The organism is Sphingomonas sp. NY01 (assembly GCF_038809135.1).
Taxonomy (GTDB): Bacteria; Pseudomonadota; Alphaproteobacteria; order Sphingomonadales; family Sphingomonadaceae; genus Sphingomonas; species Sphingomonas carotinifaciens.
Genome location: NZ_CP101723.1, coordinates 48,640 through 67,795, shown reverse-complemented (window position 1 = coordinate 67,795; position 19,156 = coordinate 48,640). Strand labels below are relative to the sequence as shown.

The 19,156-nt window shown below is 64.8% G+C and carries 25 protein-coding genes; 1 reads left to right on the top strand and 24 read right to left on the bottom strand.

Features of this window, described 5'->3' with window-relative positions; translation table 11 throughout:
• Positions 1 to 40: 40 nt before the first annotated feature.
• The 15 genes from NPJ82_RS16205 to NPJ82_RS16135 form a co-directional block, all read right to left on the bottom strand.
• Positions 41 to 454, bottom strand: coding sequence for a hypothetical protein (locus NPJ82_RS16205; protein ID WP_342659193.1), 414 nt, complete (start codon positions 452 to 454; stop codon positions 41 to 43).
• A 68-nt stretch (positions 455 to 522) separates the two neighbouring features.
• Positions 523 to 834, bottom strand: a complete 312-nt coding sequence (locus NPJ82_RS16200) for a hypothetical protein (protein WP_342659192.1) — start codon at positions 832 to 834, stop codon at positions 523 to 525.
• Between the two features lie 52 nt (positions 835 to 886).
• Positions 887 to 1,132: a hypothetical protein gene (locus tag NPJ82_RS16195; RefSeq protein WP_342659191.1), complete on the bottom strand. Its 246-nt coding sequence runs from the start codon at positions 1,130 to 1,132 to the stop codon at positions 887 to 889.
• Between the two features lie 29 nt (positions 1,133 to 1,161).
• Positions 1,162 to 1,563, bottom strand: a complete 402-nt coding sequence (locus NPJ82_RS16190) for a hypothetical protein (RefSeq protein WP_342659190.1) — start codon at positions 1,561 to 1,563, stop codon at positions 1,162 to 1,164.
• A gap of 75 nt (positions 1,564 to 1,638) precedes the next feature.
• Positions 1,639 to 1,926 (bottom strand): hypothetical protein, encoded by a 288-nt coding sequence (locus NPJ82_RS16185; RefSeq protein WP_342659189.1) that lies wholly within the window; start codon positions 1,924 to 1,926, stop codon positions 1,639 to 1,641.
• A 62-nt stretch (positions 1,927 to 1,988) separates the two neighbouring features.
• Complete coding sequence (locus tag NPJ82_RS16180) at positions 1,989 to 2,795, bottom strand: hypothetical protein (RefSeq protein WP_342659188.1); 807 nt, start codon at positions 2,793 to 2,795, stop codon at positions 1,989 to 1,991.
• Between the two features lie 12 nt (positions 2,796 to 2,807).
• Positions 2,808 to 3,818, bottom strand: coding sequence for a hypothetical protein (locus tag NPJ82_RS16175; RefSeq protein ID WP_342659187.1), 1,011 nt, complete (start codon positions 3,816 to 3,818; stop codon positions 2,808 to 2,810).
• Positions 3,815 to 4,201, bottom strand: coding sequence for a hypothetical protein (locus tag NPJ82_RS16170; RefSeq protein WP_342659186.1), 387 nt, complete (start codon positions 4,199 to 4,201; stop codon positions 3,815 to 3,817). The genes NPJ82_RS16175 and NPJ82_RS16170 overlap by 4 nt, the downstream gene beginning before the upstream one ends.
• Positions 4,201 to 4,560 carry a DUF3768 domain-containing protein gene (locus NPJ82_RS16165; RefSeq protein ID WP_242121655.1) on the bottom strand — a complete coding sequence of 120 codons (360 nt, stop codon included), beginning with the start codon at positions 4,558 to 4,560 and terminating at the stop codon, positions 4,201 to 4,203. The genes NPJ82_RS16170 and NPJ82_RS16165 overlap by 1 nt, the downstream gene beginning before the upstream one ends.
• 35 nt (positions 4,561 to 4,595) lie before the next feature.
• Positions 4,596 to 5,531, bottom strand: a complete 936-nt coding sequence (locus NPJ82_RS16160; protein ID WP_342659185.1) for a hypothetical protein — start codon at positions 5,529 to 5,531, stop codon at positions 4,596 to 4,598.
• A gap of 1 nt (position 5,532) precedes the next feature.
• On the bottom strand, positions 5,533 to 7,140 hold the full coding sequence (locus NPJ82_RS16155) for an ATP-binding protein (protein ID WP_342659184.1): 1,608 nt from the start codon (positions 7,138 to 7,140) through the stop codon (positions 5,533 to 5,535).
• Positions 7,141 to 7,307: 167 nt separating this feature from the next.
• Positions 7,308 to 8,528: a hypothetical protein gene (locus NPJ82_RS16150; protein WP_342659183.1), complete on the bottom strand. Its 1,221-nt coding sequence runs from the start codon at positions 8,526 to 8,528 to the stop codon at positions 7,308 to 7,310.
• A complete protein-coding gene (locus NPJ82_RS16145) occupies positions 8,525 to 9,733 on the bottom strand; it encodes a DUF87 domain-containing protein (protein WP_342659182.1) in 1,209 nt (402 codons plus the stop codon). Before NPJ82_RS16145 ends, NPJ82_RS16150 begins: the two co-directional genes overlap by 4 nt.
• A gap of 38 nt (positions 9,734 to 9,771) precedes the next feature.
• On the bottom strand, positions 9,772 to 10,416 hold the full coding sequence (locus NPJ82_RS16140; RefSeq protein ID WP_342659181.1) for a hypothetical protein: 645 nt from the start codon (positions 10,414 to 10,416) through the stop codon (positions 9,772 to 9,774).
• A 59-nt stretch (positions 10,417 to 10,475) separates the two neighbouring features.
• Positions 10,476 to 11,783 carry a hypothetical protein gene (locus NPJ82_RS16135; RefSeq protein ID WP_201780557.1) on the bottom strand — a complete coding sequence of 436 codons (1,308 nt, stop codon included), beginning with the start codon at positions 11,781 to 11,783 and terminating at the stop codon, positions 10,476 to 10,478.
• A gap of 102 nt (positions 11,784 to 11,885) precedes the next feature.
• Here NPJ82_RS16135 and NPJ82_RS16130 point away from each other — a divergent pair, with 102 nt between their 5' ends.
• Positions 11,886 to 12,410: a hypothetical protein gene (locus NPJ82_RS16130; RefSeq protein ID WP_342659180.1), complete on the top strand. Its 525-nt coding sequence runs from the start codon at positions 11,886 to 11,888 to the stop codon at positions 12,408 to 12,410.
• A gap of 73 nt (positions 12,411 to 12,483) precedes the next feature.
• Here the strand turns inward: NPJ82_RS16130 and NPJ82_RS16125 are convergent, their stop codons facing one another.
• The 9 genes from NPJ82_RS16125 to NPJ82_RS16085 form a co-directional block, all read right to left on the bottom strand.
• Complete coding sequence (locus NPJ82_RS16125) at positions 12,484 to 12,999, bottom strand: thermonuclease family protein (protein ID WP_116463016.1); 516 nt, start codon at positions 12,997 to 12,999, stop codon at positions 12,484 to 12,486.
• The gene (locus tag NPJ82_RS16120) at positions 12,996 to 13,244 is read right to left on the bottom strand and encodes a hypothetical protein (RefSeq protein ID WP_082442134.1); all 249 of its coding nucleotides are present in this window, start codon (positions 13,242 to 13,244) and stop codon (positions 12,996 to 12,998) included. Before NPJ82_RS16120 ends, NPJ82_RS16125 begins: the two co-directional genes overlap by 4 nt.
• Positions 13,241 to 13,585, bottom strand: coding sequence for a hypothetical protein (locus NPJ82_RS16115; RefSeq protein ID WP_342659179.1), 345 nt, complete (start codon positions 13,583 to 13,585; stop codon positions 13,241 to 13,243). Before NPJ82_RS16115 ends, NPJ82_RS16120 begins: the two co-directional genes overlap by 4 nt.
• 78 nt (positions 13,586 to 13,663) lie before the next feature.
• Entirely contained in the window at positions 13,664 to 15,541 is a 1,878-nt protein-coding gene (locus NPJ82_RS16110) for a reverse transcriptase domain-containing protein (protein WP_342659178.1), read from the bottom strand.
• A gap of 586 nt (positions 15,542 to 16,127) precedes the next feature.
• Entirely contained in the window at positions 16,128 to 16,418 is a 291-nt protein-coding gene (locus tag NPJ82_RS16105; protein ID WP_170170976.1) for a hypothetical protein, read from the bottom strand.
• Positions 16,419 to 16,458: 40 nt separating this feature from the next.
• Entirely contained in the window at positions 16,459 to 17,103 is a 645-nt protein-coding gene (locus NPJ82_RS16100; RefSeq protein WP_342659177.1) for a hypothetical protein, read from the bottom strand.
• A gap of 334 nt (positions 17,104 to 17,437) precedes the next feature.
• On the bottom strand, positions 17,438 to 17,635 hold the full coding sequence (locus NPJ82_RS16095; protein ID WP_342659176.1) for a hypothetical protein: 198 nt from the start codon (positions 17,633 to 17,635) through the stop codon (positions 17,438 to 17,440).
• Positions 17,632 to 18,123, bottom strand: coding sequence for a hypothetical protein (locus NPJ82_RS16090; protein ID WP_342659175.1), 492 nt, complete (start codon positions 18,121 to 18,123; stop codon positions 17,632 to 17,634). The genes NPJ82_RS16095 and NPJ82_RS16090 overlap by 4 nt, the downstream gene beginning before the upstream one ends.
• Positions 18,124 to 18,150: 27 nt before the next feature.
• Positions 18,151 to 19,089, bottom strand: a complete 939-nt coding sequence (locus NPJ82_RS16085; protein ID WP_342659174.1) for a zincin-like metallopeptidase domain-containing protein — start codon at positions 19,087 to 19,089, stop codon at positions 18,151 to 18,153.
• Positions 19,090 to 19,156 lie beyond the last annotated feature (67 nt).

Below are 19,156 nucleotides of genomic sequence, written 5' to 3'. Positions count from 1 at the left end.
CCCTCCCCCTTCCTTCGCGACCCAGTCGTCAGCGTGCGTTTTAGAGCGGTGTCCTGCTGCTCGAGCCGGGAGCGTGCCTAAGCGGCTCGCTCCAGCGCAGCGCGAGGATGACGACGCTCGTCAAGCCGCCTGCGATGCAGAGGATCCAAGCCGCCAGGAGGTGATCGCCTGTGGCAGAGAACGAAGTCGTCAGAGACATAAAGAACGCTGCCACACCGATGCACTCGCGTGGAGCGAGAGGCGTCATGGTAACCAAGAAGAAGCCTACCGCGATTCCAAGGGCCGTCAGAGCAGTGAGCTTCTGATAGGCCTCCGGCATGTAGTGCATGCCCAACAAGGCGGCGAAGGCGATGGTGCCGGCGATCAGGGTCACGGTGAAGGTGCGCCAGTCGCGTTTCACCGGGTCGCCTGCCGTTGCGGGGCGGCTCGGCAAGGGGTGTGAGCCATCAGACATGCGTGATCTCCTCACTGCGGTGATAGCAGCTGGCATCGCCGAAATTGCGGTACCCGCCAGCCTCTTGGTCATCTCGGGAAAAGCCGGCGCTTCACCTCGGCCTGATATTCGCCATCGGACAGCCCGAGTGTCTTCAGGCGGTCCGTTTCGAGCGTCGTGCCGAGATCTGTGGGGAGCGCCGCGTGTGGCGTCGCGATCGCGATCGCTGCGGCCGCGGTGGGCAGTTCGCCGGGGGCGAGACCTTTCCACACGAAGGTGTCGCGTTCGCCCGGGTCCTCGGGGTCGGGGCGTGACACCTGCACGTAGAAGGTCTCGAGTGGGCGGTCCCACCCGATTGCGACGCTGACGCCCGCTGGCCCGACAAAGGTATGTCGACTCATGAGTGTGTTCCTGAGTTGGTTCGGTCGGTACGCATCGTCGCTGCCGACCCGGTCAAGCGTCGAGACGTAGTGCCAGAAGTTGGGTCAAGAACCCAGCGACGAGGAAGCCGCCGACAAACGACCAGGTCGCGGTCGCATGGCTCATCGAGAGGGTCAGGTTCACCAGCGCATCGCTTGTCACTGGCGCCGGCTCGGGATCACGTCCCAGCAGCCACATGTTCCGACCGCAAACCATAGCAGCAAGGTTGAAGGCGACCGAGAGGAGCGACACAGGTCGGCGGATGAGGAAGCGGATCATGATCACCTCCATGACGTCTCGATTTGCGGTTATTTCGGGTTGGCGGGGTCACGTCCAGTCAGCGATGGGCGCCCTAATCGGCGTTTGCGCACCCGTTCGCGGTCGTCGATGAACATGACCGCGGCGTATAACGGTCCTACGAATGCGAGCATCAGGGGTGCGGCTTGCAGCACGCTGAATGCGAGGTTCTCCATCCTGGCGATATCGTCCGCAGGATCGTTTGCGGGCAGGTCGCCGGCGCCAAACAGCGGAACGAACGAGATGGCGAAAACCAAGCCGGGGACTGCACCGATGGCCACGATTGTCCGACGGTAGTCGGGCAGCAGGTGGGCCATTAGGACCCCGACGAGCGAAAGCACGGCGAGCGCGAGGAGGGACCAATATAGGTGCGAGGGCGAGCCGAAGAGAAACTCAGTCAAAATGGCGGTCATCGTTCATCTCCTGAGATGAATGTTGCATCGGATCGTCGCGGGGCCAAATCGCGGTCTTCGATGTCGACTGGCAGGCTAAGCCAACGAGGCAACGGTCCGGATCACCGAGACGGGTTGCAGGTGATGCGCGCCGATGACGTCTTCGACGCCGAAGCTGAGGCACTCTTCGAGCCAAATGACATAGCACGCGGCCTCTGCGAGTTCGGTGGCGAGAAGCTCGTCCATCATCGCGGCCTCGCGCGCCATCTGCTCAGGCAGGGCGTCCCAGTCGAGCGCGTCAAGAAATCGGTCCCGCCGCCCGATGAAGCGGATCAGGCGGTTCTCGTCGGCCTTGGCGATCGCGATCGCCTGTTGGATGCGCATGGCTCGTCTCCTCTTGTGGACACGAATCCTGCTCCCCCTCCCCTTCCCGTCGGCACGACGGGTCAGGCTCCGAGCTGCTCACGCAGAACGTCGGACCTGATCGGATAGGCGAGACGCGGTAGCGCTCGGCCGGCGCGGCGCGCGCCGCGCGTGAGCTCAAAGCAGTAGGTGAAAAGGGAAGCCTGTCGGGCGGGGACTAGGACTTTTGCGCGACGGCATCGTTCGAGCCATTCGCGGAGGTGCTCGCTTGCCTGCGGCCTCGGGGCGCCGAGCCTTACGAGTTGATCGACGGCGCCGGCATGACCGGTTTCGAGGTTTCGAATTTTGGACAAGGTGCGATCGGAGATCGTTTCCCCGGCGATGCGGAGCACCGTCCGCGGCCTCGTTCGCCCGCGATACGCCCCGGAGAGCGAGGCGTAGACGCAGCCGCAGTGTCCGACCTGAGGGTCGGAGAAGCTGACGACGGACTCGATCACCGGCTTTGCCTGACGCAGCAGCCGGAAGGCCCGGGCGGCGAAATAGCTTTCCCCATTGGCGGCGACGGAGGGCAGGCAGAGCAGGCGTTGCAGCACGCAACCGCGGGTTGGCTCGTCATAGCCGGTATGGCGCGTGATGACCGCGCCCGTCGCGGGCACTCCGAAGACAATGATACCGTCGAGAGAGGAAGCGCCGCCCCGGCCTAGGCCGAATAGCCCGACGGCCAGCTGTGCGGCGGGATAGCGATTGAGATAGTGATGGTCCGCGATGAAGGCGCGAGCGGTGTCGTGCGCCACGACGTCGACTGCGTAGCGCCTCGGGTGGATGACGGTGTCGTCGGCCACGAAGCGGCTGCGCCGGTCGCGCCAGCGTTGTGAACGGTCGGTAATCATGGTGAGCCTCGCTCAGGCGGCGCGCTGGTGGAAGAGATCGGCCGCCCAGGATTCGACCCAGTTGGCGGTGATCTGGTCATGATCGAGCTCGCCGGTCTCGATGAGTTCGCGGATCTGAGCGCGTGCATCAGCGATGGCCCGCTCCCATGGATCATCGTCGCCGAGGGAACGCGCCTGGTGGTCGGCGGCCTCGGGCAGCGTGACCGGAGGGGCGAGCGCACGGCCGCACTGGCGTTGATACCATTGCTCCATGTGCGAGGCGACCAGGCGATCGCTCTTCGCAACGCCACGGCGAAGCGCGTCTCGTCGCGCCGCGACGCCGAAGGCCTGGCTGTCGATCGAGGCGATCCAGCGGGAGAACGGTGCCAGGTAGGGCAAGGCGTCCCCTTTGACGCCGAAGGCGTGGGCACGGACCCCGACCGGGAGCACGCGCGAGAGCCGTTTAACCACGGCGACGAGCCCCTCCGGGCCATGGATGACGCGTCGGCACATGCTTCCGATGCCCACAACGGTGCCCGGCAGGAGCATGCCCTCGATCGCCTCGAGGCAGCGGACGTAGTCGTCGGGCGTTCGGCCCTGCAGGACCGGCATGAAGCGATCCCGGATACCAAGGTCTCCAGCGCGGGCGAAACACTCGTGGTTGGTCGCAATCGTACGGGAGATCCTGTCGAGAACCTCTTCGCGGTGCGACGCGACGCCGTCCTCGCAGCAATAGTCGATCGAGGACACGCGCCGGAACGGGTACGAGGCGGCAAGCGCCATGTAGTCGGCTATCGACCACGGCAGACCGCCGTAGCGCACCATCATCGAGTAACCGGCGCTGTCGAGGTCGAGGCTGACGAGGCCGTGGGCGTTGTCGAGGGTAGCCGTGCGCCACCCCGCCCATTCGCGCCAGCCATCGGCCTTGCGCCAGCGCGACAAGCAGTTGGCGGAGATCAGCACCGGTGCCTGTAGGCGCCGCGCTGTTGCGAGAAGCGCACCATCGGCGAGGTGCGGCAGGCCCAGGATGATCTCGATCGTCACGACGGCTCTCCCCGGTAGATGTCGGGATAGCCGTTGATGGTCGTCAGCTTGCCTCCGGCGATCGCGACGGAGATGTTGCCGTGGAGCTCGAGGTGGCGATCGCCGCGCCGGCGGATGTAGAAGTCGAGAAGGCCGCGCCCGTCAGGCGTTAACTTGACGCCGCGCGTGAAGGCTGTCCACGGCTCATAGTCGTCGAGATCGGTATCCTGCCAGTCGGGATCGTCGCTGATCAGCGCGAAGTTGATCGACGTTTCGCCTGACACAAGGCTCTGCCGACGCCCGACCTCGAGCATCACTTGCCCGACCCGTTCGAACTTGGCCTCGCGCCGTGCGGCGTCGCGAATGGCCGCGATGTCTGCCGCAGAGGGGCGGAAGCGAGGCATCAAAGATCCTCCCGCAGCATGAGGGTTAGCACGCGGGTCGTGCGGCTGGCGTCGGCAGGATCTTCCGAACCCCATTCCAGCGCCGGATCATAATAGTCGATGCGGAAGAAGACCTCGGTGTCGTCGATGATGAAGGAGCCGCGATCGCGCTCCGGGCAGTCGGCAGCGAAGCTGTGCCGGCGAAGCTCCTGCAGCAGGCGCGCTTGGGCCACGGCCTCCGACGCGAGCGAGTCGGTCGATAGGGTGGCAAGGCACGTGCGCGTGACGGTGATGCGCGCGGTTCGATCGAGGCCCTGACGGCATCGGTCGTTCAGACGCGCGATCGTTTCGACGCGCGTCTCGGCAGCATTCTCGATCATGGGTCGATCCTCGGTTCGTTCGATGGGCGGGGGGATCAGGCGGCCAGCGCGTCCGGGTGGCCGCGGACTCGTTCGGCGAAGGCCAGGTGAAAGCGGTCGAGCCATTCGCCCATCTTCGGGCGCTCGCCGACGGGGATCGCAGCCGCGACGTCTTGGAAGCGGATGAGGTCGGTGGGAGCATCGCGGACGATGCGATCGACTTCCTCGGCTCCCAGTAGGCCCTCGGCCCGGATGAACGCGGTCATCGATCCGGGACGTGTCCTGGTCGACTTGCGCCATAGCCCTTCGACCGTATGGAGCCGGGGCGCGGCGCGTGCCTCCACCAGGACGATTAGTCGGAGGCACCATGGTGGAAGGCTGCGGATCTCGTCCGGCTTGTTCGCGATGCACAGGATGCACGCCGACTTGGGTGGCACGGGCAGGCCTTCGGCCTCGATGCGCGACACGCATCGCGGGCGGTGCCATTGCCAGTCACGTAGCGGCGATCGACAATCGTAGAGTGGGTCGTCGATCGTCAGCGCATGGTTGGCGCGCGCGGTGTCGCGGGGGCCAGCATCATAGCCGATCAGTCGGATGACCCGCTGGCCGCGGTCCCATGCCTCGACCGCAGGCTGCCACGTCTTGAGGAAAGCGTCCTGTGGGGCCTTCTTGTACTTGAGGCTGCATGACGATCCGCCAAGCGATTTGCTCGGCAAGGTTGCGTTCGTCAGGCACATTTCGAGGATTCCGAAGTACGGCGGCCAGTGCTTGAACCGCTTGGGCACGTAGGAGACGAGCTCGAACCGGATGCCGCGGTCGCGCATCCAGGGGCGGATGATGTCGAGGTAGTCGTAGGTTTCCGGCTTCTCGTTGCCGGTGTCCGCGCTGAGGACGAGATCAGGAGCCTGCCCGCGGGCATGCAGCTCGATCAGCAGCGCTGTGCTGTCGACGCCTATCCCGTACGACAGCACGGACGGAGGGGGCGGCAGCATGTCACGCGCCCTCCTCGTTGGTGTCAATCGGCGGGGCGGCGCGCTCGACGATCTTCACCTCGAGACGCTCGCGGTTGATGACGACCGTCACGGTTCGGTCGGCGGGAACCATGAAATAGTGTCCCGACAGCTTGTCGCGGATGCGGCTCTCGAGCGCTGCATCGTCACCCTCGAGAAGGCCGATGATCCGCTCGGCCGCATCCGCCTGGAAGCGCTCTAGCTGGGTGTCATAGCTGTCAGCGTCGCTGTCGGAAGACGGCTCGAACGCGGCACGCTCGAACAGATCGGCGACCGCGAGGGCGGGCCGGCTGCTACCGCGGCACACGAAGATGGACGTCCCGTCGACCGAGTTGCAGGTCCATTCGTCCGGCGCGAAGGCCACATCGGCAGCGGTCGAGGCCTCGATCGACGCGCCCGCGTGCGAGATGGTGGCCTCCAGCGTGATCGCGTCGACCCATCCGTCCTCGGCCTCGGCAGGCGCATCGAGCGTAGCCGAAACCACGAAGTCGAGGTCGCCCTGCACGATGCGGAACCGTAGGTCGTCCACGCGGGCAAGGACGTCGTACCAGCGATAACCGATGAAGGCGTCCTGAGCCATGACAAGGGGGCCGCCGAACGGGTTGTGGGTGGCGATCGCCTCCGCTGCCGGTTGTGCGACCAGCGCGTCGAAGTCGGACATGACCACCATCGCAGGATCGGTGGTGCGCTCGCCCGAGGCATAGTTGCGACCGCTATCGGCCGCGGGTGCGATCCATGCGAAGAGGTATGCCGCCGCTTCCGGCAGATCGACACCGAGGTCGACCGCCTCGCGCCAGCGTTCGGCCGACAGCCGGTGCGATCCTTGCGCGGCGATCGCGCGGTAGATGGCGATGCTCACCGCCCGGCGCAGTTCTGTCAGGCCGTCGTTCTCGATCGCCTCCTTGCGTGCCGGGAGCACGAGTTGGATCTGTGGCGCGTCAAAGATGTCGACGCGCGCGATCCAATGATGGCCTCGGTCGACCTCCTGGACGTCCGGCAGCTTGCAGGGGATCGTCAGCCCATGGAAGTTCAAGCGTCCGTCGTGGGTCGAGTAGGATGACGGATGTTTCTGGAAGACCCCGATGCGCGTTCCGTTCCACTCCTCGATATGGACTGCGTCCGCCAGCCAGTCCTCGCGCGGCAGTGCCTTGCCGTCGAGCGTCACCGGCAGCGGATAGTGTTTCGCCGCCTTGGCGACGTCGTCAGCGAGCGTCTTCAGCCAGCTGTCCGGCACCTTGATGGTGATGGCGGTGCCGCGCGAGATCGGGTCGGGCGAGATCGCGATCGGCCGGCTCGTTTCCCAGGCCGAGGCGGGGATGTGTGCCATCCATCCTTGGCGATCAGGACGGGAGAAGGAACGCACCATCACGTCTCGTCCGGCGAGGCTGAAAACTCCCATGCCGGCAGGATCTTCCATGCGGCGCGTCTCGTCGGACCATCCCGAACGACCCAGCGTCACAATCGACGTGGGGTCGGCGATCCCATGCCCGTCATCGATGATGTGGAGGAGCGTATCGGGACCTCCCGACTGGATCAGCACGGCAACCGCAAGAGCGCCGGCGCGCCGAGCGTTCTGGAAGAGCTCGGTCACCACGTCGAAGGCGGTGTTGTTGAACAGCCGGGTGACCTTCGCGATCGTCTCGGGTGCGACCGCGGTCGCGATGGTGGCGGGGATCATGATGCGCTCCTCGTGGCTGGCGTGTCCTTCACGCCCGCCCGGCCCCTCCCCCTCCCCTTCGATCCAGGGTCGTTCCGCGCCTATGGCTGCGGAGCAAGGGCGAGGATGTCCTGCAGCGTCGGTGCAGACTTGCGACGCGGACGTCGGCTGAACTTGAGGCCCTGCTTCTCGGCGTACTTGTGGACGCCCGCGTAATTGCGCCCCAAGGCGACGACGAGGTCGGGCAAGGCGATGCCATGAGCATGCGCGAGCGCGAGCGCGCGGCATTCGTCATCGCTCCAAGGCCGTTGGTAGCCGTGGACCAATCCCAAGATATTTGCGCGAGTGAAGAGGGAGGCCTTGGTACGGCCCATCTTGGTGGCGAGATCCGTCATCGGCATCTTGCCATAGTGTTCGCGCAGCGTTGCGATGTCGCCCTCGGTCCAGACGGGACCGCTCCGGAAGCCATCCCGATTGGCGTGAGTACCGCGCAGACCAAGGTATTCGGCCCGCCACTTGATCGAGTGGGTGGTACGGCCGAGCCGCGCTATGAGCGGCGTCCGGCTCGTTCCGTCAGCATAGACGCGCATCAACAAAGCGTCCTCGTCTGAAGTCCATGGACGGCCCCAACCGCGGCCGTAGCCGAGCTTGCGCAGGTGCGGGCCAAACCCCGCCTTTGTGCGTCGGGGAAAGCCCTCCGCGACCATCATCTCTATGATATCGACGTAGCGATGGCCCTCAGCCGCGAGTGTCAGCGCGCGTGCCGCCTCGGCCTCGGTCCATCCTGGCGGGTTGTTCGGGTGTCGCAGCCCAAGGTTGCTCGCGTGCGTGATCGTGCCCGAGAGCGGGCGACCGATCAGGACTGCGATCTGTGCGACCGGTATTGCGCGCTCGAAGCCGGCGCGCAGCTGAGCATCCTCCCACTCGGTCCAGCGTGGGGCATTGCCTTCGGTAAGGCCGAGAAGGCCGGCGCGAGCATAAACGGCGGTGCAGGCTCGTCCGAGATCCTGTGCGAGCGCGGATGCGGGACGTGAGCCGTACTCGCGTGTCAGCCAGGCGTCCTCGGCCTCGGACCAGTTCCGCTGCGAGTTTCGGCGCAACCCCAAGGTCGCGATCTTGTCGCGGACGCCGTGGATGCGCCGACCGATCGCTGACGCGATTTCATCTATCGCTATGTCGTCGCGAAACAGGCGCTCCAGCGTTGCGACCTCGTCGGGCATCCAGGCATCGCCACGGTACGCCATCTCGCGAAGCCGGCCTGTCGGCGCCGTTCGTACCGGACAGGCGACGAGCTCGACGATATCGGGCGCTAGGTCGGTCATAGGGCCACCACTGCGACGTCGCTGAGGCGGGCACGTAGACGCGCATGGAGACGCGCAATGCGGTCGTCGCCCTTGGGCATCGTGTCGACGGCAGTGATCGCCGACAGGAGGTTGAGCGCCCGATCGGTTCGCTCCGCATCGAGCGACAGGTGTCTTGCGAGATCGCGCGCCGTGCTGGCGTTCGGGGAAATGCGTTTGAGTGCCTCGACGATCGCGGCAGCATCGGTCGCGGCGGGATCAAGGAGGAAGGCGTCGAGCGCGCGCGTGCCCTTGAGCGCGATCGCAGGGCCATGGTCTGCCACCTCGGCAAGCCCGGCGAGGTCGAGCAACCGAGCCGCCTCGGTCGCGTCGACAGAGGCCGCGGCGCGCAGCTCTGGGGTCTTTCCGATATGCTCGGTGATCGTCGGATCGATGTGGGCGAGGCAGGGTGTCGCCGAAAGGGCCGGTCCCATCGCGAAGAAGTCGCCAGGGACGAGCGTGCGAAGCGCATCGGCCTCCTTGGCTGAGAAGCCGAGAAGATCGGCTGCTCGCGCGATGTCGCGATCGAAGACGTTGAGGCCCACGAGGACGTTCTGCAGCTCGGAAACCACGGAGGTCGACAGCTTGGCGAGCCGCTGGGTGGCGATCACGGGTGCCAGGCCACGTTTACGGCCGCGAGCGCACAGATCGGTGAGTGTCGCGACGCCGAGGCGTCGCGCCTCCGCGTCTCGAGCGGACCCGGCGACGTGTGGCGCGAGGAGGTGTCCCTCGTCGATGCAGACAAGGACGGTGTGATCCCAGTCGTCACGCGGCGCACCGATGAGACCGGCGAAGAAGGCTGCCGCCTTGATGATGCGCTGATCGGGATCCAGGTCGGTCAGGTCGATGTGGATCGACAGCCGATGATGTCGGCTCCGCGCGGCCGCTGCGGTTAGGCCTTCGGCGGTCAGTTCGACCGCCCGGATCGTGGTGGCACCGATGTGACGGGCGAGGTTCTCGAACTCGCCCTCGGGGTCCACGATCGCGATCGTCGTGTAGTCGAACGCTTCTTCAATGATCCGGCGCAGCGTTCGGCTCTTTCCCGCACCCGAGCTGCCCTGGATGAGCAGGCGCCCGGCAAGAAGTCGATCGAGATCAAGGTGGAGTGCGCCGCTCGAATGGTGGCCCAGCGGTACGCGATTGTCTGCGGCCTCGGGGAGCGGCCTGATGGGGGTGACGCAGGTCATAGCGGCATCCTTGTTCTGGCGTCGTATGGGTTGGGGTGTCAGGTCAGGGCGGCGACCTGTTTGGTGATCGGCGCCGTGCTTGCGACGCGCTCTGCCGAGAGCGTGTCGAAGGTTTCGGGCATGACCCGAGCGTCGTAGCGTGCCTTGTCGACGAGGCCGTAGATGGGCTCGCCCTCGTGGCGCGCGAAGCCGAGCGCATCCACGCTGGCGACACGGCGAAAGACGCATCCGACCTTGCCGTCAGGAACCCAGTCCGCCCATGACCCGGACGCCGAGACGCTCTCGTACTGCCCAATGATGGCGGTGTAGGCGGCGCGACGGCGGACGACGTGGCTTTCTCCGATCGTCACCTCCTCGCCGGTCAAGGCCGTCCAGCGATCCGGATGCCAGCATCGCACCGACCGACGGGCGTTCTCGACCTGAAGAGCGATGCCGGGCACGGGCAAGCGGCGGAACTCGCTCGCGAAACCGTAGAGAACCAGCGCATAGTCGACGTCCTCCTCGTAGTATGGGTCCGCTCGACGAAGTGCCTCGGGCATCGCGGCTTGACGTTCATCGGAGAGGACGTAGCCGCCATGGCTCGGCGTCGAGACGCGCCAGATGCCGTGAAGAACCTGGTCGGCGCGATCGGGTGTTCCCCATGGCGTTGTGTCGGGCCGGGGGCTCGGCTGGAAGCGGGTCATCTGTCGTCTCCCTCATGGATCGGACAGGTCCCTCCCTCTCTCCTTCAATGAACCCAGGATCACCCGATATGCAGCTGGTCGAGCACGGCCGCTTCGAGGGCGCCATCTTCCAGGTCCTCGGCATGGATCGTCACCACCGGAGCGATCTCGCGGAGCTTCTCCACCTGTCGCATCTTGAGGCCCAACGTGTCGGCGTCGTGCCCGGTGACCACTTCCAGCGCCGCTTCCATGACCTCTCCTGTTGTGAAGTCACGTAGATCGAGGAGCAGATCGGGGCGGACCTCGCCCGCACTCGTCGCGACGTCGAAGAGCAGCCTTTTGAACCCGATGCCGATGCCGCGCCGGCGGAGTCGGTATTGCAGATCGAGCAGACCAACGATGGTCTCGCGCTCCGCTGCATTATGCACGGCAATGAAGTTGGAGGGGCGAGCGACCGGCTGCGCATACGCCCGAAGCGCAGCATAGCCCTCGCGCGGGTTATGTTCGCCGATCACTGCAAGGACCAGGAACGGAGGCCCGATCCGGCGCTGATGAACGCCGATGTGCCTGATGCGATTTTTCACGATGAGCTCGCGTCCGCCCGCCAGCGTCACCGTCGTTCCCGAAATATCGACGGCGTAGAGCAGGAGGAATGCCTGTGGCGCATGTTCGGCGGGCCAGTGGCGCGCCGCCTCGCGCAGCTTCGCGAAGACGATGCCGCGCTCGTAGGGGTCTATATGGGTGTAGAGGTGGCGTGCGAGCGGAATGCCGGGAGCTATCTCGACGCGCTCAGCCGCGCTGCGCAGCCGTCCGAACTCCAGCGCCATCGACGCCTCACGAGGTTCTCCCCTACCCAGCGGCTCGACAACGTTGACCCGAGCCATTTCCATTAGCTGCCAGAGCAGGCGCGCAAGGCGCGGTATCGCAACGCCGCGCGTGCGATCATCTGGCTCGTCGTCTTCAGGAAGCTGGGCGAGCTTCTCAGGCGCGAGCCGGTGCGCGGAGAAGAGACCGTCTGGCTCGTTGATGGTGCGCGGCGTCGCGGTCGCCTTCTCGCGGATGCGGGGAGGTGCCTGTTCGCGAAAGAACGGGCAGTCGACATGGTGCTCCGGTCGCCGCTGCCGGATGCTCGTAAGGCGCCTGAGGTAGTATGTCTCGGCCTCAGACAGATAGGCTGGCGATAGCAGTGGTGGGTCAGCCGCGTCCCCGAGGCAGTCGCATGCGATCCACTGATGATGATCGCGCGCTTTGACCACCATGATGACCGAAGCCCGATGATCGCTGTCTTCGCCATCGCCGCTGTACCAGCGCACCAACGCGCGTCGCACGACGTCAGGGACGCCGGTGCGTGACGTAAGCCCTCTGGTGTCGCGCGGTACGAGCCACATGAGCGGGATCATATCGGAAGATCAGAGGGTGAAAAGGTGCCGATGAACACTTGCAAGGTCGCAGATGTTCACGTTACGTTCGGAGGACAGGAGGATTAGGTCATGAAGCTTCAAGATTTCACCGGGCCGATCGATCTCGACCTCACGTTGCGCGACGCCTCGCTCAACCCCGACGTCCGACCGACCCGCCGCGCCATCGCCGCGGCCTCGATCGGTATCGAGTCGGAGGATGCCTACTATTCCGTGCGTGAGCTGCGGGAGGCATGCGAGTGGATCCACGAGGGCGACCCTGCCGGCAAGGCGAAGCTGGCGCAGATGCTCGGCAATCGCTGCGACGATTATCAGCGGTGCATCTACTACAATCTCGCGGGTCGTGGCGTGTGTGTGCTGATCGATGATCTGCTGTGGCTGGAGGCGCTGCTGCTCGGACGGGGACGCGTGGCAGGGTACCTGCATCGCACGAAGGCGCCGAAGCGGATCGCGCCGGCTCCCTACGTGGCGGCCGAGCCCGATGGCCCGGTTGGCCGTTTCGAGGCCGAGTTTGCGATCGGCGCCTCCTGGTCGCACGACCCGGGTCCCGACTACGATCCGATCGATCGTCCAGCAAAGCATGATCGCCCGGCATAAGGCTGGAGCCTACCAAACAAAAAAAGCGGTCCGGCATCGTCAGCCGGACCGCTTTGTGTAGCGGGTACAGGCATCAGGCCCGCTCGCATGTGAGGCGTTCCCCGCGACGCCATTTCTCGGGATCGATCCAGGCGCCGGCATGGGCGCCGCGCTTGTTGGTCCTCGCATCTTCGTAAGCGCTCATATACCGCCCGGCGCGATCCGGATCGCTCCTGAGATACTTCGTGGCCGGTACCGCCCACCCCTGAGCGATCAGTTGCTCGCCCAGGTCAGAGCCGTTCACACTGACCACGGCAACCGGTCGACCGTAGCTGCTACTGCCAACCAAACGGATCGTCGCCTCCCCCGAGCGGAGCATGCGGGCGGTCGCGTCTTGCGCGAGCTTGCCGCAAGGATAGCAGCCGCTGGAGATCTGGCAGAGTTGCTTCCGCTCGAAGGCGTCCGCCCCTGAGAACCGGAAGTCGATGCTGATGGTGTCGCCGTCCAGCGCGCGGCCTCGTCCGGTGAGATCCTGTGCGGGCTCGTGCCCGGGCTCGGCTGCCCCGCAGGCCGCAAGTGCGACAAGGGCAAGGAGGATCGCCGTCTTCATGCGTAACGCAGCTCGAGCTCGACGTTCGGATCGTCGACGAGCGCCGGGATGACCCGGAAGGGCTGAAGGATATCTCCGGTACGCACGACCGAGACTTGGCGCGCCCCGGCGTCGAACATGCGGGCGGCGACCGCCTGCGCGTTGGCGCGGCTGCATAGATGCGATCGCTTGGGGCTGATCGGAGCGGTGAGGTCATCGTGACGAAGCATGGGATTGATCCTGATGCTGGACGGCTCGGCGATCAACCGAACACCGTCTTGTGGACGCGGGTATGGGTGGGCGGGGGAACGATGGTCCACGGCATGTCGCGCAAGCCAGAAATACGATAACCCGGAAAATCGGAACCGAGCTTGGCGAGCGCGATCTTTCGGCCGCGCTTGTGAACGACGAAGTCAGTGCCCTCGTGCCCGTCAACGAACTTGATGGGGTGTGGCAGCCGGATGTGCATGCCGTGCTCGAGCGGCCGCTCGGATCGCTGGGCGAGGCGGTCGAGGCAGCGGCGCCGCCAGTTGAGCGCCGAGGCGTTGTCGGTGTCGCCGAGCAGGGAGAGGATACGCTCGGGGCACGCGGCCTCGTTCGGCCCCATCGTCTCGTCCAGTCGGGTAGGATTGGTGCTGCTCAGAGAGTCAGCCCTGATCCCCCCGCCGAACCGCACGTGCAGCTTTCACTGCATGCGGCTCTCCGCTGCGACAACACCATTCATGTTCCGGCTATCGGGCAACTGGCCTCGATGGGTGTCGGCGTGGCAAAGGTCACACAGGACTTTCGTCCTGCGAGCCCGTGCAGCCTTCATCATCGTTGCTAGACCGTGCTGCTTAACATCGGCCAGCCCATCGACATGATGGACGTGACACGGCCGGTCCGTCCGCCCGCATGCCGCGCATTGCTTGGCATTCTGGCGATCGACCCAGTCGGTTCGTGAGTGCGAATAGATTTGCGTCCAAGGCGGGGTATCCACCTTGACCGGGTCAATCCATTCACGCTTCAGATCCATCAGCTTCCAGACTTTGACCGACCGAGGCTGGTCGTCAGCGACGTAGCCGACGCTATACTCCTGCCCCGACCTCATACGGGCGGCGACGACACGCACGCTACTTTTGTGCTTGCTCGCCAAGGTCTTGAACATGCTCCAGCGCTGGATGAACTCAAGCCGGTTAAGCTTGAATTTCACGTCCCTCGCCAGGGCGTAGTAGTTCGCGAACCCCCGCAGTTCGGCGTTGTAGGCAAGGACGATCTCGGCATCGCTACAGCTAAGGAGGGTGTTCCGGTGACGGGCCTTCAAGACGGCCATATCCCCGTAGCCCTTCTTCGAGGCGAACTCGAACACCTTCTCCCACGGCACATTGAGTTGCATCACCTCCGAAGGAGGCCGGCGGGTGAAGTGCTGCGAGCCCCGCTGGCTCCGCACTGTCCACTGGCGACCCGTGTAGGTTCGCACCTCGTAACCGAGAAAGGCGGTGCCATCGCTCGCGTTGCGGATACCGCTTTTCTCCTCGGACACGCTAAGGGCCAACGCGTTGGTCAGGAAACCCTCAACCTCGGCGAAGACCTGTCGCGCATCTTCCTTGCTGCCAATCACACCGATGAGAAAATCATCGGCGTACCGGCAGTAGCGAAGTCGGCGATACCCGGCGTCCATGCCGTCTCGCGACGGTAGGGTACGCATCTGTTTCGACAAAACGTCGATCTTGGCTAATATGGCCGCCATCGTTGCCTCGTCAGCGTTGCCGCGTGCTTGAAGACTTTTGAGCCGCTTTCGCTGTTTGGCGATGCGCGCTGCCAGTCGCCCATATTCCGGGTTCGTGGCGCGGGTCTTTCCCTTTTCAAAGGCGGCAATCCGGTCTGCGACAAATTCATCGAGCTCGTGCAGGTAGATGTTCGCCAAGATCGGGGAGACGATCCCACCCTGTGGAGTGCCGCTGTAGGTCGGATTATGCGTCCGCCCCTCCATGACCCCTGCCTTCAGCATGTCGCCAATTAGGCCAACGAACTTTTCATCGTCGATCCGCTTCCGCAACAGCATGAGCAAAACGTCATGGTCGATGTTATCGAAGAACCCAGTGACATCCACGTCAACAAGCCACTTCACGCCCGTCCAGACGGCTTTGACGTGTTCAAGTGCCGTGTGACACGATCTCCCCGGTCGGAATCCATGCGAGGCGTTCGAGAACACCGGCTCATAGATTCTTTCGAGCAGCTGACGTGCCACCTCCTGGACGAGACGGTCGTCGCGCGTGGGTATGCCCAGCGGACGCCGCTTCCCCTTGCCTTTCGGGATAAACACCCGACGCACTGGTTTCGGCTTATAGGCTCCGGTCGTCACGCTGGCGATCAACGGAGTGAGGTCCTCGGGACCGAAGTCCGCGAAGGTCTCGCCATCGACGCCCGGCGTCATCGCCCCCCGATTGGAGGCAATCTTTCTGAGTCCCTGCTCCCAAAGAAGCCGAGACCCCATCAAACGATGAAGCCCGTTCACCCGTTTGCCCGACGCTGCCAGCGTCGGAATGGCCTCCAACCGGGCCATCACAGTTTCAGGTAGCATCAGCACACCCCATGATTGCCGATTGAAGTATCGCAACTGCCGCCCTTCTCCCGATGGTCCCCGTTTTCGGCCCGGTCGCCCGTTCCTTATGCGGATGCACCGTCTCCCTTGGTGAGGGAGCTGTCCTGGGCATTACCCCGGGCATTTGAATACTATGGCGGCTCCGTACCCGTGCAGGTCGGTCGAAGCCGCCTGTTTAGGGCATCCCGTAGTTACACTGATTGGAGATACGACGCGGTTAGGTGTCCCGTTCATCCACTGAACCCCTCGACGAGAGGCGCGCCGGACGGGCTGAGGAGCAAAGGGCCAAGACATGAGACCCTTGCCGTCGTCCGGACTGGCGTATCAGTCGCTTTCGCCAGTTTCGCTATATAAAACGCTGCAGACTGGGATTTAAGCAGTATAGCCTTCACCATGCGCGTCTTGCCCTGACCGGCATCGCCCTTTTACGACTGGGACGCATTCGGCCTTGCTCCAAGCATGCTATTGTCCCCCGTCCGTTTCCAGATTTCAGGTCTTTCGGACCCGAGGTTAGCTTGGTGGGCAGAGGCTTCCTCAACTTACCTCATCATTGCTGATACTCCTTTCAGCGCCACAACGGCGCACTATCCTTGTAGGCGAAGACGAAGCCGTCCTTTGCGCGGGGGTTCCAGCTGACCAGGCACACGACGGCGATGGTGGGCTCGTCGATGCCGTCGGTGCTGGGTGTGACGGCCGCGTACCAGACCTTGTTTCGCAGGCACGACGAAGCGACGACGCGCAGCGCCCTGCCCTTCCCCTCCGCGTCGCGCCGGTCGTACGTGAATTGCGCGTCGAGATAACTTTTGGGCGTCGAATGAGGGGTCATCGACGACCGTGGCATGCTGAGCCAACCCATGGCGATGTTCCTTGCTTATAGGGGTCGGAGACGGGCCCGATCAGTCCGCCAGGAGCGCCGGCGCCGGCGCTGACGTCGTCAGCCGCAGCTCTCGCTGCAGTCGTTCAGCGAAACACTCGGTCGCGAGCAGCTCGCGTGCCATGGCGTAGCGGGCACGATCACCCAGATGGTCGTGACGGCCGCGAACACGACGATAGTTGACCTCGTGGCCGGGACCGAGTGCGGTCAGCGAGAGTTGCACGCGCACCTCGTCGGTGTGGAGCGTGATCTCGCCGGATTGAGACGCGTGGCCGCGGTTCGATCGAAGGTCGTAATCGCCCTCGCTCAGTCCGAGTGCGACAGCGAGGCGGTGCAGGGCCGCGCGTCCTTCGACATGGAAAAGATCCTTCGCAGCCGCATCGTAGGCGACGCCCCGGATAGCGAGCGTGGCGAGTGCCGGGTGCTTCTTCAGCTCGGCGATCTTGTCCTCGCAGCGGCGTCGCAGAAGAGAGTCATCGGATCCGGCTCCGGCGATGTGGCCGAGGTGACGCGCGAGGAGCAGTACGCCGGGATCTGCGTCGAACGGCACGCCGGCGTTGCGACAATCGTCGATCGCGGTGGTGACGGCGTGCAACGCAGCGACGATGGTCGTCAGCGCGCTTGGATCGAGTGCCTGCTGGTGGCGGAAGGCGACGTCGTAGGGCATCGTGGAGGTCTCCCGAGCGCCACATCGCGCTCGAAACCTCGCTCCCCCTTCCCTCTTCTCCCCCGGCTGGATCACGGTGCTCGGAGGTTAATGGCGCTCACGTCGACCGGAACGATCCACGCCCTAGTCGGAAGGCCCCCACGACGGTCCCGCCATCCCAGTGCCCGCCGAGGATCCCACGCCGTGGCACGCTTCCGACGGGGTAGCGTCGCGCCGCGAGCAGTCGGGCTCGTCGCGTGTCGCGGTCGACAGGCGTGTCGGTCATGAAGTGAGTCGCGAAACGAAGGGGAAGCATGGGTCACCTCCTATCCGGCAGCTGCAAGCAATGTCGGCTTCACAGCATGAGGCCAAGCGGGTCGCTGGAATGGGCCGCGGCATCGAAGCCACGATGCCAGGCACCTGCCAGTCGGCTGCCGCGGCGGTAGCAGCACGCGGAATTGCCCATCACCTGGGCGCGCCAGCCCGCCTTCTCTGCCTTCCATTCGGCATTCGGAGGACCGGGCGCCAGTAGGTCGAGGAGATGGTGCGTCACCTCTCGCCGACCAACTCGTCGGCTGCGATCAGGATGGTGATCGCTTCCTCGAGCGCGGCGTCATCGCCATTGACCACGCGCGCTGCGGGCTTTTGGCGCTTGATCGCGGACGCCACGGTTTCGGCCGGTCGGCCCTTGAGCGGGTAGGACCAGACCTTTCCATCCTCGATGACGACGAGGTTCTTGCGGAAGGTGCGCCGGAGCCGCTTGGCTTCCTCGATCCGGGTCATCAGTGCGGCGACCTCGAACTCCAGCGTGTGCTTCAGCACAGTGTCTCCGAAGCGGGTTGGCGCACGGTTGGCGGCGAGCCACTCGTCGACGTCGGCTTCGCTGAGCGAGCCTACCGGATGGAACATGTCGGCCGCGCCATGACCATGGTTGGTTGCGAGGAAGGCGCGCTGCCCATCCACCCATATCTCGGCGCTGTAGCAGGTCGTCTCCTCCGACAGCGCGGCGACGATCTTCAGCTTGCGCAGCTCGATGTGCATGGTCTGGGCTCCTGTGATGACGCGCGGTCATGCCGCGAGCGCTTGCATGTTGCGGGCTTGAGACCCCTCGTCAGCGGCGTCCTTGAGCCACGCGACGGCCAGCTCGGCCTTCGACGCGGCCTTGATGATCGCGCTCGAATCTCCCTTCAGGATGCGCAGCCAGTGATCGATGTAGCTGGCGTGGTTGTCGTGCAGTTCGCCTGGGAGGCCGAGGTCGGCGCAGATGAGGCACTGCCCGATCGAGGCGACAAGCTCCTCGAAAGCGTAGGCTTGATCGCCGAACTTCTTGCCGAACTCGCGATTGAGCCGCGACTGCGCGCCCGAATAATGAACGTATTCGTGGCCGAGGGTGCTGGCGTAATGATCGTCCGACCGGAACATCGTCCGGTGCGGCATCTGGATGTAATCTCCGATCGGCGAGAAAAACGCCTGGTCGCCACCATGCCGCACGGTAGCGGGCAGCGCGTCGAAGAAACGGTCGATAGCGGCACGATGCACGCTTTCGACCCGCGGTTCGGGCGGCGCGGCGATCGGATAGTAATAGACCGGCAGGCCGTCGATCTGCTCGACGTTGAAGACGGTGTAGGAGCGAAGGAAGCGGATGTTCTTGTTCGCCTCCTCACCCGTAACGCGATCGGTCTCGGTCTTCGAGAAGCTCGAGAAATATACGCTGTGCGAACCGTGCTCGCCGCGGCGAACCTGGCCACCGAGTTCTTCGGCCTGACGGTAGGTCATCCAGGTACGCGCGGAGTAGCCGCGTGCGTCACCGATCGCCCAGAGGTAGAGATTGTTGATGCCGGTGTACGGCGTGCCGCAATGGCGCAGCGGGCGCCCCCCGGCGCCGGTGAGGCCCCACGGGCGAGACCATGGCAAGACGCCGGACTCGAGCTTCTGGATGATGAGGCTGGTGATTTCGGCCGCGACGTCGCGGCGCGGTTTGTCGACGGGTTTCCGACGAAAGGTCATGTCGAGGTCTCCCTTGTAACGGGAATTGGCGGCCGCCCCTTTGTGGAAGACGACCGCCAGTCAGGCC

What these genes read in the sequence shown, in the direction of transcription:
- NPJ82_RS16100 (WP_342659177.1), bottom strand. Translation starts at nt 17,103, where the DNA reads ATGCCCTACGACGTCGCCTTCCGCCACCAGCAGGCACTCGATCCAAGC.
- NPJ82_RS16130 (WP_342659180.1), top strand. Translation starts at nt 11,886, where the DNA reads ATGAAGCTTCAAGATTTCACCGGGCCGATCGATCTCGACCTCACGTTG.
- NPJ82_RS16105 (WP_170170976.1), bottom strand. Translation starts at nt 16,418, where the DNA reads ATGGGTTGGCTCAGCATGCCACGGTCGTCGATGACCCCTCATTCGACG.
- NPJ82_RS16205 (WP_342659193.1), bottom strand. Translation starts at nt 454, where the DNA reads ATGTCTGATGGCTCACACCCCTTGCCGAGCCGCCCCGCAACGGCAGGC.
- NPJ82_RS16125 (WP_116463016.1), bottom strand. Translation starts at nt 12,999, where the DNA reads ATGAAGACGGCGATCCTCCTTGCCCTTGTCGCACTTGCGGCCTGCGGG.
- NPJ82_RS16180 (WP_342659188.1), bottom strand. Translation starts at nt 2,795, where the DNA reads ATGATTACCGACCGTTCACAACGCTGGCGCGACCGGCGCAGCCGCTTC.
- NPJ82_RS16195 (WP_342659191.1), bottom strand. Translation starts at nt 1,132, where the DNA reads ATGATCCGCTTCCTCATCCGCCGACCTGTGTCGCTCCTCTCGGTCGCC.
- NPJ82_RS16170 (WP_342659186.1), bottom strand. Translation starts at nt 4,201, where the DNA reads ATGCCTCGCTTCCGCCCCTCTGCGGCAGACATCGCGGCCATTCGCGAC.
- NPJ82_RS16140 (WP_342659181.1), bottom strand. Translation starts at nt 10,416, where the DNA reads ATGACCCGCTTCCAGCCGAGCCCCCGGCCCGACACAACGCCATGGGGA.
- NPJ82_RS16110 (WP_342659178.1), bottom strand. Translation starts at nt 15,541, where the DNA reads ATGCTACCTGAAACTGTGATGGCCCGGTTGGAGGCCATTCCGACGCTG.
- NPJ82_RS16115 (WP_342659179.1), bottom strand. Translation starts at nt 13,585, where the DNA reads ATGGGGCCGAACGAGGCCGCGTGCCCCGAGCGTATCCTCTCCCTGCTC.
- NPJ82_RS16090 (WP_342659175.1), bottom strand. Translation starts at nt 18,123, where the DNA reads ATGCACATCGAGCTGCGCAAGCTGAAGATCGTCGCCGCGCTGTCGGAG.
- NPJ82_RS16160 (WP_342659185.1), bottom strand. Translation starts at nt 5,531, where the DNA reads ATGCTGCCGCCCCCTCCGTCCGTGCTGTCGTACGGGATAGGCGTCGAC.
- NPJ82_RS16165 (WP_242121655.1), bottom strand. Translation starts at nt 4,560, where the DNA reads ATGATCGAGAATGCTGCCGAGACGCGCGTCGAAACGATCGCGCGTCTG.
- NPJ82_RS16185 (WP_342659189.1), bottom strand. Translation starts at nt 1,926, where the DNA reads ATGCGCATCCAACAGGCGATCGCGATCGCCAAGGCCGACGAGAACCGC.
- NPJ82_RS16135 (WP_201780557.1), bottom strand. Translation starts at nt 11,783, where the DNA reads ATGTGGCTCGTACCGCGCGACACCAGAGGGCTTACGTCACGCACCGGC.
- NPJ82_RS16190 (WP_342659190.1), bottom strand. Translation starts at nt 1,563, where the DNA reads ATGACCGCCATTTTGACTGAGTTTCTCTTCGGCTCGCCCTCGCACCTA.
- NPJ82_RS16145 (WP_342659182.1), bottom strand. Translation starts at nt 9,733, where the DNA reads ATGACCTGCGTCACCCCCATCAGGCCGCTCCCCGAGGCCGCAGACAAT.
- NPJ82_RS16085 (WP_342659174.1), bottom strand. Translation starts at nt 19,089, where the DNA reads ATGACCTTTCGTCGGAAACCCGTCGACAAACCGCGCCGCGACGTCGCG.
- NPJ82_RS16150 (WP_342659183.1), bottom strand. Translation starts at nt 8,528, where the DNA reads ATGACCGACCTAGCGCCCGATATCGTCGAGCTCGTCGCCTGTCCGGTA.
- NPJ82_RS16200 (WP_342659192.1), bottom strand. Translation starts at nt 834, where the DNA reads ATGAGTCGACATACCTTTGTCGGGCCAGCGGGCGTCAGCGTCGCAATC.